Annotated in this window: 15 protein-coding genes; 5 read left to right on the top strand and 10 right to left on the bottom strand. The window is 65.5% G+C overall.

All coding sequences use genetic code 11. The features are described from left to right. The first annotated feature begins 249 nt into the window (after window positions 1–249). On the top strand, window positions 250–441 hold the full coding sequence (locus tag PRtIB026_RS19110; protein ID WP_028691846.1) for a hypothetical protein: 192 nt from the start codon (window positions 250–252) through the stop codon (window positions 439–441). A gap of 121 nt (window positions 442–562) precedes the next feature. On the opposite strand, the gene PRtIB026_RS19105 is transcribed toward PRtIB026_RS19110, so the two are convergent. After that, window positions 563–1,480, bottom strand: a complete 918-nt coding sequence (locus tag PRtIB026_RS19105; RefSeq protein ID WP_203652269.1) for a LysR family transcriptional regulator — start codon at window positions 1,478–1,480, stop codon at window positions 563–565. 101 nt (window positions 1,481–1,581) lie between these two features. Here PRtIB026_RS19105 and PRtIB026_RS19100 point away from each other — a divergent pair, with 101 nt between their 5' ends. Beyond that, the gene (locus PRtIB026_RS19100; RefSeq protein ID WP_203652271.1) at window positions 1,582–2,343 is read left to right on the top strand and encodes a sulfite exporter TauE/SafE family protein; all 762 of its coding nucleotides are present in this window, start codon (window positions 1,582–1,584) and stop codon (window positions 2,341–2,343) included. Between the two features lies 1 nt (window position 2,344). Here the strand turns inward: PRtIB026_RS19100 and PRtIB026_RS19095 are convergent, their stop codons facing one another. The 4 genes from PRtIB026_RS19095 to PRtIB026_RS19080 form a co-directional block, all read right to left on the bottom strand. Beyond that, window positions 2,345–3,763, bottom strand: coding sequence for a GGDEF domain-containing protein (locus tag PRtIB026_RS19095; protein ID WP_203652273.1), 1,419 nt, complete (start codon window positions 3,761–3,763; stop codon window positions 2,345–2,347). Window positions 3,764–3,878: 115 nt separating this feature from the next. Continuing rightward, a complete protein-coding gene (locus PRtIB026_RS19090; protein ID WP_203652276.1) occupies window positions 3,879–5,708 on the bottom strand; it encodes an SLC13 family permease in 1,830 nt (609 codons plus the stop codon). A gap of 243 nt (window positions 5,709–5,951) precedes the next feature. After that, complete coding sequence (locus tag PRtIB026_RS19085) at window positions 5,952–6,332, bottom strand: glycine zipper domain-containing protein (RefSeq protein ID WP_203652278.1); 381 nt, start codon at window positions 6,330–6,332, stop codon at window positions 5,952–5,954. A 74-nt stretch (window positions 6,333–6,406) separates the two neighbouring features. Next, window positions 6,407–6,586, bottom strand: a complete 180-nt coding sequence (locus tag PRtIB026_RS19080; protein WP_046855050.1) for a hypothetical protein — start codon at window positions 6,584–6,586, stop codon at window positions 6,407–6,409. A gap of 176 nt (window positions 6,587–6,762) precedes the next feature. Between PRtIB026_RS19080 and PRtIB026_RS19075 the strand changes: the two genes are divergently transcribed. Then, the gene (locus PRtIB026_RS19075; RefSeq protein WP_203652280.1) at window positions 6,763–7,113 is read left to right on the top strand and encodes a hypothetical protein; all 351 of its coding nucleotides are present in this window, start codon (window positions 6,763–6,765) and stop codon (window positions 7,111–7,113) included. A 194-nt stretch (window positions 7,114–7,307) separates the two neighbouring features. Here PRtIB026_RS19075 and PRtIB026_RS19070 read toward each other — a convergent pair whose 3' ends face one another. Then, a complete protein-coding gene (locus PRtIB026_RS19070; protein WP_203652283.1) occupies window positions 7,308–8,336 on the bottom strand; it encodes a PAS domain-containing protein in 1,029 nt (342 codons plus the stop codon). 136 nt (window positions 8,337–8,472) lie between these two features. Here PRtIB026_RS19070 and PRtIB026_RS19065 point away from each other — a divergent pair, with 136 nt between their 5' ends. Further along, complete coding sequence (locus PRtIB026_RS19065; protein ID WP_203652284.1) at window positions 8,473–9,294, top strand: class I SAM-dependent methyltransferase; 822 nt, start codon at window positions 8,473–8,475, stop codon at window positions 9,292–9,294. 158 nt (window positions 9,295–9,452) lie between these two features. Here PRtIB026_RS19065 and PRtIB026_RS19060 read toward each other — a convergent pair whose 3' ends face one another. From PRtIB026_RS19060 to PRtIB026_RS19045, 4 genes are all read right to left on the bottom strand, one after another. Beyond that, on the bottom strand, window positions 9,453–10,220 hold the full coding sequence (locus tag PRtIB026_RS19060) for an SDR family oxidoreductase (RefSeq protein WP_203652285.1): 768 nt from the start codon (window positions 10,218–10,220) through the stop codon (window positions 9,453–9,455). A 27-nt stretch (window positions 10,221–10,247) separates the two neighbouring features. Continuing rightward, a complete protein-coding gene (locus PRtIB026_RS19055) occupies window positions 10,248–11,315 on the bottom strand; it encodes a phosphotransferase family protein (protein WP_186715188.1) in 1,068 nt (355 codons plus the stop codon). A gap of 197 nt (window positions 11,316–11,512) precedes the next feature. Then, entirely contained in the window at window positions 11,513–11,830 is a 318-nt protein-coding gene (locus tag PRtIB026_RS19050; protein WP_203652286.1) for an SCP2 sterol-binding domain-containing protein, read from the bottom strand. A gap of 54 nt (window positions 11,831–11,884) precedes the next feature. Next, a complete protein-coding gene (locus tag PRtIB026_RS19045; RefSeq protein WP_203652287.1) occupies window positions 11,885–12,598 on the bottom strand; it encodes a histidine phosphatase family protein in 714 nt (237 codons plus the stop codon). A gap of 199 nt (window positions 12,599–12,797) precedes the next feature. On the opposite strand from PRtIB026_RS19045, the gene sohB reads away from it, so the two are divergent. Further along, complete coding sequence (gene sohB / locus PRtIB026_RS19040) at window positions 12,798–13,814, top strand: protease SohB (RefSeq protein WP_050706271.1); 1,017 nt, start codon at window positions 12,798–12,800, stop codon at window positions 13,812–13,814. Window positions 13,815–13,947: the final 133 nt, after the last annotated feature.

Here is a 13,947-nt window from a genome sequence, read left to right as displayed (position 1 = left end):
GACTATCATGATTGGCCTGCTGGGTACCATTCCGCCAAGCTGAGCCGCAACTTTTTCCTGTCCCGGCCCGCCTGGCACAATGGCGGGCCAGACCCTTCCCCAAGTTTTTCCCGCCTCCTGGCCGCAGTCGTCTAGACAAGCGGTAGCTGCAAGTCGTTCTCAAGTACAAGTCGCTCGTGTAATCTCCCGCCCCCAATCCCAGGGCCCGGGCACACGGGCCGTTTACTTGCCTTGGAGACAATACACACTATGGAATGCAAGAAAGGCACTGCAGCGATGCTGGAGTGGCGCGGTCGTTTTCTCGGTGAGGGCATCCTCCACGAAGCGGACTACGATCAGGCACTGCGCCGTGCCGAAGAGTTGGAGCGTTCCGGTGTGATCAGCGCAAGCGAATGGATCGAGTTGGTCAAGTTGGCCAATGCGGCCTTGCTGCGCTTGTAAAAATTCCTTCAAGGCTTGCAGAAACTGTCCACAAAATTCGTGGGTAGGTCTGTGGATAAAGCGCTACAGGCCATGGTTCTCAGGGCCTCTGTTAGATTGAGCAGAAATTGAGCAGCCCGGTTCAGGGCTGTTCCCCTCCCCGCAGACCGGCCTCGCGCAGGGTCTGCAGCAGCTCGCGGACCTTCGCCGGCAGGTCGCCGGCCGGGTACACGGCGTGCATCTGCGGGTCCTGCCCGGTGCTGGATGTCAGGTGGTAGTCGGGGCAGACCCGCACCAGGCGCCCGGCACGTACCTCCGGCTCCCCCAGCCAATCCGCCAGCCGGGCGATACCGGCCCCCGCCAGGGTGCTTTGCAGCACAGCTACCCCCGAGCCCAGGCGCAGCCGTGGTCGCGGGCGCAGGCTGACGATGTGTCCGTCCTTGCTGAAATGCCAGGCCTTCAGGATGCGCGGCGCGGTGTGCAGGATCAGCGTATGCCGCTCGAGGTCTTCCAGCACCTGCGGCGTGCCGGCCAATGCCAGGTACTGAGGGCTGGCGTAGAGATGGCGGCGGTAACGCCATAGTGGATAGCCGATCAGTTCGCTGGACTGCGGGAAGGCCCCGCGGATCACGAAATCCAGCTTGCCTTGCAACGGGTCGAAGGCCTGGTCGCCGTACTGTACGTCGAGGGTGACGTGGGGGTGGCGGCGGGAAAATTCGGCCAGCACCGCCGGCAGCACCTGCTGGGCCAGCACCTCGGGCGCGGCCAGGCGGATCCAGCCCTGGGCGTCGCCGGTCAGCGCTGCCAGTTCGTCGGCGGCGTCCCGTTGCACATCCAGCAAGCGCTCGGCATGGGGCAGTAGCCGCTCGCCGGCCTCGGTGAGCGATACTGAACTGGCGCTGCGGTTGAACAGTTTGGCGCCGCTGTTATCCTCCAGGGCCTGCACGGCCCGGGTCACCGCGCTGGGCGAACGACCCAGGGCGCGGGCAGCGCTGACGAAGCTGCGCTTGTGCGCGACGCTGACGAACGCCTGTATTTCTCGCAGCATGTCCAGTGCCATAGCGGGGTTCCTTGTTGCAGTTTTCGCAATATGGCATTTCAACACAAGCGCGCCGCTTTGATTAGTCTGGCAGCCTGTTTTATGCCGCCCGGACCCCCGAGATGATGGATATCGCCCTGCTTTCACTGTTTGCCTTCGCCGCTGGCCTGATCGACGCCGCCGTGGGAGGCGGTGGGTTGATCCAGATCCCGGCGCTGTTCAACGTGCTGCCCAACGCCCAGCCGGCGGCGTTGCTGGGCAGCAACAAGCTGGCCTCGGTGTGCGGCACCAGCTTTGCGGCGCGTTCGTTCATCCGCAAGGTCAAGCTGGACTGGGGGCTGATCGTGCCGGCGGCGCTGAGCGCCTTCGTCATGTCGTTCTGCGGCGCGGCCACCGTGTCGCTGGTACCGGCCAGCGTGATGCGGCCGATGGTGCTGGTGTTGATCGTGCTGATGGCCATCTACACCTTCTGCAAGAAGGACTTCGGCACCTTGCACAAACCCATGGCGATCGACCGCAAGGAACAGTGCCTGGCGGTGTTGATCGGCGGCGCCATCGGCTTCTATGACGGATTGTTCGGCCCAGGCACCGGCAGCTTCCTGATCTTCCTGTTCATCCGCTTCTTCGCCCTGGACTTCCTGCATGCCTCGGCTTCGGCGAAGCTGGTCAACATCGCCACCAACCTGGCGGCGTTGGTGTTCTTCATTCCGTCGGGCAATGTGCTGTGGGCCATTGCGCTGCCGATGGCGCTGTTCAACATCCTCGGCGCGCTGACCGGCACCTGGCTGGCGGTGCGCAAGGGCGCGGGGTTCGTGCGCGGGCTGTTCCTGGTGCTGCTGTGCGTGCTGATCGCCAAGCTGAGCTGGGACCTGCTGGCCGGTTGAGTCACACCACCTGGCGCTGTCCCTCGGCCTGTTCGACCCGGTTGCGACCCTGGGCCTTGGCCCGGTAGAGCGCCTGGTCGGCGCTGGCCAGCAGTTCGTCGAGGCTGGGCGCCGGGGTGTCGGCGGTGCAACCGCTTACTCCGATGCTCACGGTGATCCGCAGCACCTGCCCGGGCTGCGCGATGTGCTGGTCCTGTACCGCCCGACGCAGGCGCTCGGCGGTGAACCTGGCCAGTTCCGGCGCCAGCCCCGGCACGACGATGACGAATTCCTCGCCGCCCAGGCGGGCGAACAGCTCGCCGTCGTGCAACTGGTCCTGCAGGGTCATGGCGAACTGGCGCAGCACCTGGTCGCCGACCGCGTGGCCATGCTGGTCGTTGATGGTCTTGAAGTGATCGATGTCGAGCATCATCAAGGTCAGCGGCGCTTGCCGACGGTTGTCGAGCAGGGCGTGGGCGCGGCGGATGAAGGCGCTACGGGACAGCGTGCCAGTGAGGTGGTCGATGGTCGCCTGATGCGCCAGGCGCGCCATCAGGCTGCGGTTGGCGCTGCTGACACAGGCCAGCACCAGCGGGCCGAGCACCAGCATGGCGATGCCCAGGCGCGCCGACATCAGGGTGGTGACCCCCGATTCGCTCTGCGGGATGCTGAAGTGCATGAGGTTCTGCGCCACGGCGACGATCAGCGTGCTGCCGGCGGTGAGCGCCAGCAGCGCCACCAGGAATGGCGAGTAGCTGAGCGCGCACCACAGCAGCGCGGCGATTGGGAAGGCGATGGCCCCGGGGCCGCCGAAGACGATGCTGACCGCCAGCGAGGCGAGCAGCACCAGCAGCGGCGCCAGGCGGATCGGCTGGCTGGCGCTGCCGTGGCCGCTCAGGGCGCGTGGCGAGGGGGCGGTGAGCAGCACGGGCAGGACCAGCACGCTGGTGGAGAACTGCTCGCTGAACCAGGCAAGCCAGGTGGCGCGCAGCGATTGTTCGAACCAGGGCGTGGCCATCACGCAGGCCAGGCTGGCGGCGACCACGGCGCCGACCGCGCAGGCGCCGAACAGGTACAGGGTGCCGTGGGGCGTGCGCAGGCGTCGGTGCACGCGTGGCAGGCGGGCCATCAGGTACCAGATGCTGACGATGGCGCCGAGGTTGCACAGGTTGAACCACAAGGCTGGCTTCCAGGCGCTGCCGCAGGCCAGGTCGGCGCCCACCATGGCCAGGTAGATCAGGGCGAAGCCGGAGGGGGTGGCCTGGCGCGGATTGCGCAGCAGCACCCCGGCGAGCACCGCGTTCACCGGCCAGAACAGCGACAGCGATTCGATGGGGCGGGCGAGGATGCCGGCCAGGGTCAAGGCCAGGGTCAGGCCGAACAGGCTCAGCAGGGGCAGCAGGCGCGACGGGGCTGGTGACACCATGGGTTCGACCGGCAAGCGAAGACGAAATCCAGGAAAACGGCCGTAGGCACCTGGGACGATAGTCTGAGAGTGTCTTTCAAGTCGCCAATTGATGTCAATTCGCCGCAAATCGCCTGGATCGTGCCGCCGACTACAAGCCGAACACCCACGGCACCATCAGCACGGTGACCAGCATCACCAGCAGGGTGAAGGGCACCCCGATTTTGACGAAGTCGGCGAAGCGATACTGGCCGGGGCCCAGCACCAGGGTGTTGACCGGCGACGACACCGGCGTCATGAACGCCGCCGACGCCGCCAGGGCCACGGTCATGGCGAACGGGTAGGGCGACATGCCCAGCTGCTGAGCGGTGCTGACCGCCACCGGGGCCATCAGCACCGCCGTCGCGGTGTTGGAGATGAACAGGCCGATCAGCGCGGTAAGGGCGAACAGGCAGGCGAGGATCACGCTCGGCCCGGCGCCGCCGAGGGTACTGACCAAGGCGCCGACGGCCAGGTCGATGCCGCCGGTCTTCTGCAGGGCCAGGGCGAAGGGCAGCATGCCGACGATCAGCACCAGGCTCTGCCAGTGGATGGCGCGGTAGGCGCTGTTCATGTCGATGCAACGGCCGGCGCCCATCAGCAGGCAGCCGATCAAGGCGGCGATGACGTTGGGTACCAGGCCGCTGACCATCAACCCGACCATCACCGCCAGGCTGATCAGCGCGTAGGGCGCGCGGGCGCGGGCCGGGGCGACCTGGTCGATCTCCGCCGGCAGGCTCAACACCAGGAAGTCGCGGGGCTTGCCCTGCAGTTGGCGTACCGCTTTCCACGGACCGACCACCAGCAGGGTGTCGCCCAGGCGCAGCTTTTCTTCCACCAGCGGCCCTTCGATCGCCTGCTGGTCGCGGCGCAGGCCGACCACATTGAGGTCATAGCGGGTGCGGAAGGTCAGCTCGAGGAGGGTCTTGCCGATCAGTTGCGAGCCCGGAGGCAGCGAGATCTCGGCCATGCCCACTTCCTGGGACTGGTCGATGAAATAGGCCGCCTTGAAGTGCAGGGGCTCGAGCAGCATCGACTGGCACAGGCTGCGCAGGTCGTCGCGGTTGGCGAACAGGTCCAGCAGCAGCACGTCGTCCTGTTGCAGCAGGGTACCGGAGTCGGCGGGGATCACCCGGGTGGTGAACTTGTGCTGGCGTTCGATGCCGATCACGTTGGCGCCGTGGCGGGTGCGCAGCTCCAGCTCGCCGAGGGTGTGGCCGATCAGCGGCGAATGGGGGCGGATGCGCAGGCGCCGCTCGCGGCCGCTGAGCTTGTAGTCCAGCACCAGGTCGAGCAGGGTGCGTCGGCTCTCGACGCGACCGTCCTTGCGCACCTCGCCGTTGAGCCAGTGGCGGGTCAGCAGCATGTAGCCGATGCCCAGCACCAGCACCACCAGGCCGAAGGGGGTGAAGCTGAAAAAGCCGAAACCGCTTTCGCCGTGGCGCACCAGCTCGCTGTGCACCACCACGTTCGGCGGGGTCGCCACCAGGCTGAGCATGCCGCTGATCAGGCCGGCAAAGCTCAGCGGCATCATCAGCCGGCTGGGCGAGAGCTGCAGGCGCGCGGCGATGCTCAGCACCACCGGGATGAAGATAGCCACCACGCCGGTGGAGCTCATCACCGAGCCCAGGCCGGCCACCGCCACCATCAGCAGCACCAGCAGGCGCGCCTCGCTGTTGCCGGCGCGCTCGCTCATCCACTCACCGATGCGATAGGCAATGCCGGTGCGCACCAGCCCTTCGCCGATCACGAACAGCGCGGCGATCAGCACCACGTTGGGGTCGCTGAAACCGGCCAGGGCCTGCTCGACGGTGAGAATGCCGGACAGCGGCAGCGCGAGGATCACCAGCAGGGCGACCACGTCCATGCGCGGGCGGTTGATGATGAACAGGACGACGACGACGGCCAGCAGGCCTAGGACCCAGAGCAGCTCATGGTTCATGGGGAGGGGATGTTCCTTCACACAGGGGCACGAAAGGCGATGGCCCTAGTGTGGCAGCTTGACGCGAATGCGTCGTTGACGTGCTGCAGTGTTTTGCCGGGGATTGCCCAACCCTGTGGGGGCGGGTTTACCCGCGAACACCAGCAAAGCTGGTGCCAGGCACCGCGGTGCTTGTTTCGCGGGTAAACCCGCTCCCACAGGGGGCGTGAAGCCGCTCGTAGGGCTGGGCGATCGCCTGCAGGATCAGTGGCGATGCTTGTGCTTGCGGTTGTTGTCGCCCATGTGGTTGCCGATCGCGCCGCCCGCCGCGCCGCCCAGGCCCGCGCCGACGGTCGAGCCGGTGGAGCCGCCGAGCTTGCCGCCGATCAGCGAGCCGCCGGCCGAACCCAGGCCACCGCCGATGGCGGCTTCGGCACGGTTGCCCTTGCGTGCGCCCACCGCGCTGCCGGCCGCGCCGCCCAGGCCCGCGCCGATGGCCGCGCCGGTGCTGCCGCCGATCTGTTTGCCGACGACGTTGCCCAGGGCACCGCCCAGGCCGCCGCCGATGGCAGCGGTGCCGTCACCGGCGAAGGCGCCCTGGCAGAGCAGCAGGCCGAGGGCGAGGGAAGGCAGAGTCAGACGCATGTTGTGAACCTCAGGGGAATCATCAGGGGGAGGGTGCCGCGTGGTTGGCGGCGAGTCAGGGTTTGAAAGACGCTTCAGCGGTAGTAGCGGTCACGGTACTGGCGGTCGTCATCGTCACGGTCGTGGCGATGGTGATGACGGTGGCCGCGGTCACGGTCGCGCCAGCCGTCGTCATCGTCGTGGTAGTGGTTGCTGTAGCAGCCACCGAGCAGCAGCAGGGTGGCGACCATCGAAAGGCTTGCAAGGCGTTTCATCACGTTATAGGTCCTTGATCCGCAACGGTTTACGCGGTACCTCCTGTGACCTGTGGCGATCGATTTGGTTCTTTGCCGCGCAAACTTTTATCGCGGCGGCGATGAGCGGCAGCGGCGATTCCCCGGCCGGCCCGGCAGTGCTAGAGTCTGCTTCTTTTTTGTCCCGAGGATGGAACATGCGAGCAATTCTGCCGATCACCGTGGCGCTGCTGCTGGCGGGCTGTGCATCGTCGACCATGGAAGCGGCGCGCAACGGCTCGCCCACCGCACGCCTGGATTCGCACAAGACACCGGACCTGGTCGCCCAGTGCATCCAGTTCAGCTGGCAGGAAGAGAACACCTTCGGGGTCGATGCCAGCGGCTACCTGGAGGCGCGCAAGCAGGGCGGGTTCACCGTGTACACTCGGGAGGCGGAGTCGTTCGTCGATATCTACGCCCAGGCGGGGGGCACGCGGGTGGACTATTACGCGCAGAAGAATGACGGCGTGGCGTTGCAGCGCCGGGCGGCGGCGGCCACCTGTCTATAGCTTGAAGCCAGGCCAGTGCAGGACTAGAACAGGCAAATCGACACCCTGTGGGAGCAACTGTCTTGCTCAATTTTTGGAGTCTGGCGCGATACCTGTGGGAGCTGGCTTGCCCGCGAACACCGGCGTAGCCAGTGCCAAGCACCGCGTCGGATTCTTCGCGGGTAAACCCGCTCCTACAGGGGGCGCTGTGATGCTTACCCTGCCGCGCGCTCGGCAGTGATGTCCTCGAACACGCTGATCAGATGCTCCGGCTGCCCGTCGGCGCGACGTTCGAGTGAGGTGCGCGCCCGTACCCAGATATAGCGCCCGTCCTTGTGGCGCACGCGCTTCTGCACCTCGTAACGCTCGATCTCGCCGGCCAGCATGCGCTGCAGCAACGCCAGGTTGCCCGGCAGGTCGTCGGGGTGGGTGATCTGCTGGAAGGTCGTGCCGTACAGTTCGTCCTCGCGGTAGCCCAGCAGCTCGCAGAAGCTGCCGTTGACCCGCTGCCAGCTGCCATCCGGGTCGATATAGGCCAGCGCGCCCCAGGCCAGTTCGAAGATGGTGCGAAAACGCGCCTCGCTCTGGCGCAGCTCTTCTTCGGCGACCTTGCGCTCGGTGTTGTCCATGCTGATGCCGACCATCTTCACCGGGCGCCCGACGCTGTCACGCAGCACCGTGGCGCGCGAGGCGATCCAGCGCTGGCCACCGTCGGGGCGAGTGATGCGAAAATCGCATTCGCAGCCGGTGCCGTCGGCCACTGCCTGGGCATACATGCCCTGCATGTGACGGGCGTCATCGGCGTGGATGTGCTCCCAGAAGTCCTCGTTGCGGCGCAGCGGCCAGCCATACACCGCCTCGACGTTGGGCGAGTAGGTCACTTCGTCGGTGACCAGGTTCCATTCCCAGGTGACGATGCGCGCGCCTTCCTGGGCCAGCTTCATGCGCGTCTCGCTTTCCATGATCTCGGCGGTGTAGCGGCGGCGCACATCGGTCATCGGCAGCTCGACCACCTCGGCCTGGCGCACGCTGTGCAGGGCCTCTTCACCGTAGCGCAGCCAGATCCAGTTGACCTTGAGCAGGTCGGCCAGGCGGCGCAGGTTGTCGTAGTCGATCTCGCCGCCACGGGTCCACTTGTGCACCGCCGTACGCGAGATCCCCAGCGCCGTGCCCACGGCCTGCAGGGTCAGCTTGTGGTGTTCGAGCAGTTCCTTGAGGCGAAAGGCGAAGCTGTTTTCGGTCATGGGCGCTGGATCCTTGGGCGGGCACGAAGCGGGCAGTATACCCGAGCCGTCAACTTCTGGTTGACGGGGTGGTTGCCGGGTTTGTCGGGGCCGGTTAACGTGGCGCCTGACTCAATCAGGACAGGGAAGCACCGCTATGAGCCGATCACTGGAACTCAACCGCGCCAGCTGGGACGAGCGCGCCCCCCTGCACGCCGCCTCCGGGGACTACGAAGTCGAGCGTTTCGTCGCCGAGCCCGGGCACCTGTCCGAGGTGGTGCGCTTCGACCTTCCACGCCTGGGCGATATCCACGGCCTGCGCGCGGTGCACCTGCAATGCCATATCGGCACCGACACCCTGTCGCTGGCGCGCCTGGGCGCCGAGGTCTGCGGCCTGGATTTCTCCGCGGCGTCCCTGGTCCAGGCACGCCAGCTGGCCGAGCGCTGTGGGGCGGGCATCGCCTATGTCGAATCGGACGTCTATCAGGCCGCGCAGGTATTGCCGGCGGCGGCTTTCGACCTGGTCTACACCGGCATCGGCGCGCTGTGCTGGCTGCCGAGCATCGAGCGCTGGGCGCAGACCGTGGCGGCGTTGCTCAAGCCGGGCGGGCGGCTGTTCCTGCGCGACGGTCATCCGATGCTGATGGCCGTGAACGAGGACCATCAGGACCGCCTGCAACTGGAGTACCCGTATTTCGAGCGCGAGGCACCGACGGTGTGGCACAGTGACGAGACTTATGTCGAAACCGACCAGGCACTGACCCAGACCGAAACCCATGAGTGGAACCATGGCCTGGGCGAGGTGATCACCGCGCTGCTGAACAACGGCCTGCGCATCACTGGCCTGGAGGAGCACCAGAGCATCCCCTGGGAAGCGCTGCCGGGGCAGATGACGCTGGGCGATGACGGCGAGTGGCGCCTGAACGAGGCGCCGTGGCGGTTGCCGCTGAGCTATACGTTGCAGGCGATCAAGGGATAGATCCGCGGGTTGCGCCATCCCTGTAGGAGCGGCCTTGTGCCGCGAAAGGGCTGCAAAGCAGCCCCGCGATCTTTGCATCAGCGCTGAAATCCTGGGGCTGCTGCGCAGCCCTTTCGCGGCACAAGGCCGCTCCTACACAGGGCGTGCGTGGATCCGGATCAGGACAGGAACCCACCATCGACATTGAGCGCGGTGCCGGTGGTATAGCTGGAGGCATCGCTGGCCAGGTACAGCACCGCGCCGCCCATCTCGCTCGGGTCGGCCACGCGCTTGAGCGGGATCTGTTGCAGCGCGGCGTTGCGGATGCTGTCGTTCTTCACCAGCGCCGAGGCGAACTTGGTGTCGGTCAGCCCCGGCAGCAGGGCGTTGCAGCGGATGCCGAACTGCGCGCACTCCTTGGCGAAGACCTTGGTCATGTTGATCACCGCCGCCTTGGTCACCGAGTAGATGCCCTGGAACAGCCCGGGCGAGACACCATTGATCGAGGCCACGTTGATGATGCTGCCGCCGCCGTGCTCGCGCATCAGCTTGCCGGCCTCCACCGACATGAAGAAGTAGCCGCGGATGTTGACGTCGACGGTCTTCTGGAATGCCCCCAGGTCGGTGTCCAGGACATTGCAGAACTGCGGGTTGGTGGCGGCGTTGTTGACCAGGATATCGAGACGGCCGAACTGCTCGCGGATGCCGGCGAACACCTGCTGGATCTGCTCCATCTCGCCGATGTGGCAGGCCACCGCGGTGGCCTTGCCGCCGGCGGCGACGATCGCTTCGGCCACCTGCTGGCAGCCGTCGAGCTTGCGGCTGGAGACGATCACATGGGCACCCTGCTGGGCCAGCAGGTGGGCGATGGCTTCGCCGATGCCGCGGCTGGCGCCGGAAACGAAGGCGATCTTGCCATCGAGGTCGAACAGGTGGGTCTTGGACATGCGCGTATTCCTTGTTGTCTGCCGAAGTTACAGGCTGGATTTGCCGATCAGTTGCAGGCTCATCTGCTCCAGCAGCCGGTTCATGTGGATGAACTGGGCGAAGCGCTTGTCCTGGGTCTGGCCGTGGAAGAAGCGGTAGTAGATCTGCTGGACGATGCCGGCCAGGCGGAACAGGCCGTAGCAATAATAGAAGTCGAAGTTGTCGATGCGGATGCCGGCGCGCTCGGCGTAGTAGTCGACGAACTGCTGGCGAGTAAGCATGCCGGGGGCGTTGCTCGGCTGGCGGCGCATCAGTTGCACCGGCGCCGGGTCGCCGGCCTCGATCCAGTAGGCCAGGCTGTTGCCCAGGTCCATCAGCGGGTCGCCGATGGTGGCCATCTCCCAGTCCAGCACGCCGATGATGCGCATCGGGTTGGCGCTGTCGAGGATGACGTTGTCGAAGCGGTAATCGTTGTGCACGATGCCCGGGCGCGGATGGTCGGCGGGCATCTTCTCGCGCAGCCAGGCGATCACCTGCTCCCAGCGCGGCGCGTCGGGGGTCAGGGCTTTTTCGTAGCGGCTGGCCCAGCCTTCGACCTGGCGCTGCACATAGCCTTCCGGCTTGCCCAGGTCGGCCAGGCCGCAGGCCTGGTAGTCCACCTGGTGCAGCTCGACCAGGCGGTCGATGAAACTCTTGCACAGGGCTTCGGTGCGGCCGGCGTCCAGGTCCAGTTCGGCGGGGATGTCCGAGCGCAGGATGATGCCGTTGACCCGTTCCATTACATAGAACTCGCCGCCGATCAGCGACTCGTCGGTGCAGTGCACGTAGGCCTTGGGGCAATAGGGGAAGCCAGCGTTGAGCTGGTTGAGGATGCGAAACTCACGGCCCATGTCGTGGGCCGACTTGGCCTTGTGGCCGAATGGCGGGCGGCGCAGCACGAACTCCCGGTCCGGATAGCTGACCAGGTAGGTCAGGTTGGAGGCGCCGCCGGGGAACTGGCTGATGCTCGGCGTGCCCGCGAGGCCGGGAATGTGATCCTTGAGGTACGGATCGATGACGGCCGCGTCGAGTTCTTCGCCGGGGCGTACCTGGGTGGACTGGTCGGTGAGCGTCATGCGATTTCCTTATGATCAGTAGCAAGGACTATTGGCTAATCTAATTTCCTGTCAAAGCTGGTACAAGCGTGCCAGACGTTTATTGGCCTGGGTGTTGCCGGGCGATCAATGGCCCTGATGGGCGGGCCTTGCAGCGGGCAAAAAAAAACCGAAGCCCGTCAGGCTTCGGTTTTTTCATTGGCGATTCGCCGCGCCGATCAGGACGGGAACAGCTCGCTGAGCTTCATCGACAGCATCATGTCGCCTTCGACGCGCAGCTTGCCGCCCATGAAGGCCTGCATGCCGTCGGTGTCACCGCTGACGATGCCCTTGAGGGTTTCGCTGTCCATCACCAGGGTGCAGTTGGCGTCGGCGTTCTCGCCTTCCTGGATCTCGCAGGTGCCATCCTTGACCAGCAGGGCGTAGTGCTTGTCTTCGTCGGTGATGTTGAAGCCGAACACCAGGTCCAGGCCGGCGGCAGCGGATGGGTTGAATTTTGCCTTCATCGCCTCGACGGCTTTAGCTACATCGCTCATGGTGTATTCCTTGTTAAGTGATATTCGCGTCCGCAGGGACACAACAGACCGGGCTCATCGGTAGGTGACGAGCTCCGGCAACCGCAACAGCCGCACATGGGCTTGGCTGTTGAAGGAAGCCAGGGTGACGTCGCGGCCACGGAACTTCAGTTGGCTGAGCGACGTATTGATGATCTGCCAGTTCAGGCTGAACGCCTGAGCCGGCGTAATTGCGCTTACCAGATGGAGCAGGGCGGCGATGGTGCCGCCGGAGGTGAACAGGGCGATGTTGTCGCCGTTGGCGGCGCTGTCGAGCAGGCGCCGCAGGCCATCGCCGACCCGGCCGGTGAAGGCCTGCCAGGTTTCCAGGTGCTCGTCGTGGGCGTGGTCGCCGTCGTGCCAGCGCTGCACCATCAGGGCGAACAGGCGCTGGAACTCGCTGCGGTGCTGGGCGCCGTTGCGCAGCACGTGCAGGGCCTCGGGTTCTTCGGGCAGCAGGGCAGGGAGCAGGGCGCGGATCACGCCGTCGGCGTCGAACTCATTGAAGGCCGCGTCGGTCTCTATGGCCGGGACTGCTTCGCCATGGGCTTGCAACGCGTCCAGAGCCAGGCGGGCGGTGTCCTGCTGGCGACGCAGGGTGCCGGCCACGCAACGGTCCAGGCGCAGGCCCAATTGGGCGAAGTGCTCGCCCAGTGCCTGGCTCTGACGCTCGCCGACCGGCGAAAGGACGTCGTAGTCGGCGGCACCAAAGGAGGCTTGCCCATGTCGGATCAGGTAGAGATTGCCCACGTTGAAGTCCGGCCCGGTTGGAGGTTGCTGCGAGGTTAGGTTGCCCCAGGCGGGCTGTCAACGAAAAAACATACAAGCGTTTGAAAAGGTCGTTTGAACTGTGTTGCCAGCATTTTCACCGGCTGGCAGCGGCCCTGGCGCCCCGGTATGCTTGCATCCAGTTCGCGCCGTTGCGGCGCTGGTTTATCAAGGAGTCAATGTGGAGTTTCTTGCCGAATACGCAAGCTTTCTCGCCAAAACCGCCACCCTGGTGATCGCCATCCTGGTGGTGCTGTCGGCCATCGCCGGCCTGCGTGGCAAAGGGCGGCGCAAGCCGGGCGGGCAATTGCAGGTTACCCGTCTCAACGAGTTCTACAAGGAGCTGCGCGAGCGCCTTGAGTCGGGCCTGCTCGACAAGGCCCAGCTCAAGGCCCTGCGCAAGCAGCAGGCCAAGGCGGAAAAACAGCAGAAGAAAAAGCCCGAGGACAAGCGCCGGGTGTTCGTCCTCGACTTCGACGGCGACATCAAGGCCTCGGCCACCGAGAGCCTGCGCAACGAGATCACCGCGCTGCTGACCCTGGCCACCCCGCGTGACGAGGTGGTGTTGCGCCTGGAGAGCGGCGGCGGCCTGGTGCACAGCTATGGCCTGGCGGCTTCGCAGCTGGCGCGCATCCGCGAGGCCGGCATCCCGCTGACCATCTGCATCGACAAGGTTGCCGCCAGCGGCGGCTACATGATGGCCTGTATCGGCGAGAAAATCGTCAGTGCGCCGTTCGCGGTGCTGGGCTCGATCGGCGTGGTGGCGCAGATGCCCAACGTCAACCGCCTGCTGAAAAAGCACGACATCGATTTCGAGGTGCTCACCGCCGGCGAATACAAGCGCACCCTGACCGTGTTCGGCGAGAACACCGACAAGGGCCGGGAGAAGTTCCAGGAAGACCTGGACATCACCCACCAGTTGTTCAAGGACTTCGTCGCCCGCTACCGCCCGCAGCTGCATATAGACGAGGTGGCCACTGGCGAAGTCTGGCTGGGCATCGCCGCGCTCAATCGCCAGTTGGTCGACGAACTGGGCACCAGCGACGAGTACCTGAGCCGCAGCGCCCGCGAGGCCAATGTGTTCCACCTGCGCTTCGCCGAGCGCAAGAGCCTGCAGGAGCGTATCGGCGTGGCCGCCAGCGGGGCAGTGGAGAACACCCTGGTCGGCTTGTGGAGCAAACTCGGGCGTCTGCGCTAACACCTTGAACCCCTTGAAGATTTTTTTCTTCAAGGGGGTTGCAAGGTGCATCGAATGCCGACATAATGGCGTCCATCGAAACGCAGCTGACTTGAAAAAGCCCAGCGGTTTCAAGGAGATAGCGAAAGCTGAC

It is taken from the genome of Pseudomonas sp. RtIB026 (assembly GCF_016861355.2).
GTDB lineage: Bacteria > Pseudomonadota > Gammaproteobacteria > Pseudomonadales > Pseudomonadaceae > Aquipseudomonas > Aquipseudomonas peradeniyensis.
This window is presented reverse-complemented; position numbering and strand designations above follow the sequence as displayed.